This window comes from Gemella sp. GH3, from assembly GCF_013415425.1.
GTDB lineage: Bacteria > Bacillota > Bacilli > Staphylococcales > Gemellaceae > Gemelliphila.
In genome coordinates, this window is sequence record NZ_JACBYC010000068.1 from 1 (window position 1) to 4,216 (window position 4,216).

The 4,216-nt window shown below is 33.6% G+C and carries 1 protein-coding gene; it reads right to left on the bottom strand.

The annotated features are described in order from the left end of the window. The coding region (locus tag HZY83_RS01655; RefSeq protein ID WP_179942354.1) for a DUF1542 domain-containing protein at positions 1-4,177 on the bottom strand (4,177 nt) is incomplete at its 3' end. Between the last annotated feature and the right edge of the window lie 39 nt (positions 4,178-4,216).

Genomic DNA, 4,216 nt, shown 5'->3' on the forward strand with positions numbered 1-4,216 from the left:
CATTTATAGCTGATTTTCCATTATCTTTCGCTTCTGTTACTGCCTCATTTGTTGTTGATTGGTCTATAGAATTTTTCGCTTTCTCGGCTTCTTTTTCGACTTCTGCCTTAGCCTTATCTTTTTCTTCATCTGTCATATTTGATGCATCTATCTCTGCTTTTTTAGCTTCAGCTGTTCTATCTATTTCTGTTTTAGCATCTGCTTTCACTTTTGATGTTGTGTCAACTGCATTTATAGCTTTTTTACCATTATCTTTCGCTTCTGTTACTGCCTCATTTGTTGTTGCTTGGTCTATAGACGCTTTTGCTTTTTCTGCTTCTTTTTCGACTTCTGCCTTAGCTTTTGCTTTTTCTTCTGCAGTCATATTTGAAGCGTCTATCTCTGATTTTTTAGCGTCGGCTACTCTATCTACTTCCGATTTGGCATCTGATTTCGCTTTTGATGTTGCGTCTACAGCTTTTATTGTTTCTTTTCCAGCTTCTTTCGCTTCCGAAATTGCATTATCTGTTGTTGCTTGGTCTATAGAATTTTTGGCTTTTTCTGCTTCTCTTTCAACTTCTTCTTTAGCTTTAGCTTTTTCTTCTGCTGTCATATTTGAAGCGTCTATCTCTGATTTTTTAGCGTCGGCTACTCTATCTACTTCCGATTTGGCATCTGATTTCGCTTTTGATGTTGCGTCTACAGCTTTTATTGTTTCTTTTCCAGCTTCTTTCGCTTCTGAAATTGCATTATCTGTTGTTGCTTGGTCTATAGAATTTTTGGCTTTTTCTGCTTCTTTTTCGACTTCTTCTTTAGCTTTAGCTTTTTCTTCTGCTGTCATATTTGATGCATCAATTTCTGATTTTTTAGCGTCGGCTACTCTATCTACTTCCGATTTGGCATCAGATTTCGCATTATTTAAGGCGATTTCTTTAGCGTTATTTTCAGAGCCATTTAAATCTGCTAAAGCATTATTAATCTTATTTACAGCAGCATTAATTTCATCTTGGTTTGCATTAGGATTATTTAAAACAATTCTTCCCTCAGCAATAGTTTCATCGTATTTATCTTTTTTATCTTGATCTGCTTTAACGTAATCAATACTATTATGAACTTGATCACCATTACCTACTTTTTCTCTAAGTTCCTCTTTCACAACTACATTAATATTGAATGTTACAGTGTCTGATACATTACCTGCTACATCAGTTGCAGTAACATTAATAATATAATTCCCTGGTGTGCTTGCCGTTCCTTTGATTGTTTTTGTTTGATCATCATATATTAATCCGGCAGGTAAGCCTGAAACATTCACTGTCGCCACCTTAATATTATCATTTGCTACAACCGGAATATTAACCTGGTTATCTTTTTCTACTATTATATTATTAATTGAATCTACTGTTGGCTTTTCATCATCTACAGTTACTGTTGTTGTATATGATGCTACTGCCGTACGCACTACTGGATTCCCTAAATTATCTACTCCTACATTCCAATCTAACCCTATAGAAATTGTATGATTACCAACAAATGTTGATTCTGGAGTAAAAGTTAAATCTCCTGTTAATTGATTTAATTCATATTTTCCTTTACCTGCTACTATTAATTCCGAAACTTTGTTATTAGTAAATGGATCAATTAAATATATTTTATTTACATTTGTAGGTGTAATATTTTCATTAGCTGTGCTATTATCATTACTATTATTTTGTTTAAACAAAATAGTTGTATTTTGAGTTTGCCCTTGCTTTCCTGTTGTTTGTTTATTATCTGTTAGAACCCTTGGTATAATAACTTCTGGAATATAAGATGAATCCATTGTTTTACCATAAACTGTATTAGTGTTTGATAGTCCAGAATTTTCTTCTGCTGTCCAGCCTGTGCTTACTCCGTTTGTGTCCCACGCTCTAATCACTACTCCAATTGCTTTACCAACAAAATCTGAAACTGGCGTAAAGGTAATTTCACCTGTAGTATTATTTAATTTATAAACACCTTCATTATCGACAGTTAATGTAGTATCGTTTACTTCGTTACCATTAACTACAAATTTATAAACCTTGTTACTATCTAGGGCGTTATTAGTATTAACATCATACATACGTTTACCATAAGCATTAAAAACAACTGTTGTAGATTGTTGTTGTCCTTTATTACCAATAGTTTCTTTCTTAGTACCTCTAGGAGGAATAGTTTGTTGAATTTGGAAATCCTCTACTTCTCCTGAATAAGCAAGCCCCGTAGGATTTTCAATATCAGATCTATCTAGAGCAATCCTTACACGTCCACCTAAAGTTAATTTGGTTAAATCTATATTTTGAGGAATATCATGGAATGTAAATTTAATTTTTTGATTATTTCCTGTTACCAAAGCTATATTAGAAGCCTCAGCATCTGTATTAAAAGTTCCGTCACCATCAAAATCAATAAAAGCACGTGCATAAGCATTTGCAGAACCATTATTACTTGCAATAACAGTTAATTCATAAGTAGAATCATCTGCTTTTTTTAGAGAATAATTACCATTAGTATTGTTTCCGTCTTTATCTACTATAGTATCGTCACCCAAAAGCTGCCTAGTACCCTCATCTGCCGTACCAGATTTATCATCACCTTCCCAAGGCGTCATAGACGAATTATTAGTTATAATATCAATATCAGGAGCTACCTTTCCTAAGTATGGTTGTTGCTGATCAGCAGCATTACCTTTAGAAATCGAGTGTGTTGCATTTCCATATGAAGCAGGTGCATCACCTTCATCAAAAATAGCAAAACCTAACATAGCCCCTTGCTTACCTTTAGAATTTAGATAAACTCCTATATTGCTAGCATTACGTGTCAGTACTACTGGAACAGATTGTCTTTCTGAGATTGATGATTTAATAGGCCCAAAAACTTTTGTTCCTAAACCGTCAATATTCTCTCCTCTACTATTTTTGGTATGCCATCCTGGATCTTCGCTCCAAGTAGTACTAAACCAACTAGTAGTTTTCTTTTTAGCACTATCTGGGAAATAATCATTATAACTATTTACAGTATATGAACTCCTAGTGTCTCTACTTGTAAGCTCTGTTAATAACTCAAAGTTCTCTCCATCTGTAGTATATATTTCTAATTCTGAAGCCGTCGGCTCTTCCCCAGTCATTAAAACCACATTTGCTGGTACAACTTTACCATTTAGCTTTGCGGAAACTCTAAATTCAACCCCTACATTATCTCCATTATTTTGTGCTTCTATAACGGTTTTACCACCAGTATTTAGGCCAGAAGCTTTAGCAGATGAATATCCACCTTGCGTAGTTAGGATAATATTAGCTTGTGCATTGGTATTATTGTTATAATTTTTTCCGTTTGCTTTGTAGTTTGCCCCTCCACGACTTCTATACAACTCAGTAGCATTGAACGGTCTTAACTTCGTAACCTCTAGCGTTACTTCATAACCTGGTACAACTTCCTTTACAAATTTTGTTCCTATTTGCAGAGTATTCCCACTACCTACATTAGAAATTGCACTAGTATCACTAAAATCTAAAAATACAATTTGTTTTGCAAGACGCCCTGCTCCTGTACCTAAGTATTTTTTATAATTTTGAGTTGGATCTGTTATTGTTTCATCATTATTTGAACGAAATGATGATCTAGCTTCTGAAATATCTTTACCACTATTATCTACTGGAGGTACATCGTTATTTTTTGTGTCATTTGTATCTTTTTCATGTAAATCATCACTAAAACTAGAAGTTGATTCCACTGGAGTTTTTGATTTCTTAACTACTGTTTTTTCTGAAGTTAATATATCTGTTGTAGAGTCTAGATATTTTATTATAGTAGTTCCATCATTTCCCACTGTTACTACTGATTCTGTAGGTAATTCTGGATTCGCCTTTCTAATAGCAGCTTCTACTGATGATTTCTCGGCAATAGTCAAATTTAACAAATCTGCTACTGGGGTCTTTTCAGGTTCAAAAATAGCTACTTTTTCTTTTTTATTTAATACTTTATCATCAACTTTAGATTCTTTATCTTGTTCTTTATTATATGATAAAGTTACCTCATTCTCACTTGTTGATGTAGCTTGAGCAGTAGCATTTGAATACGCCACTAAAGATACAAACGTTCCAATAAGAACACTAGCTACACCAAAATGATACTTCCTTAGAGAAAATCGTTGCTCCCTTTTTTTATTATCGAACATATTATTTAATCCTTTCATTTACGTATATAAAAAGCTAAA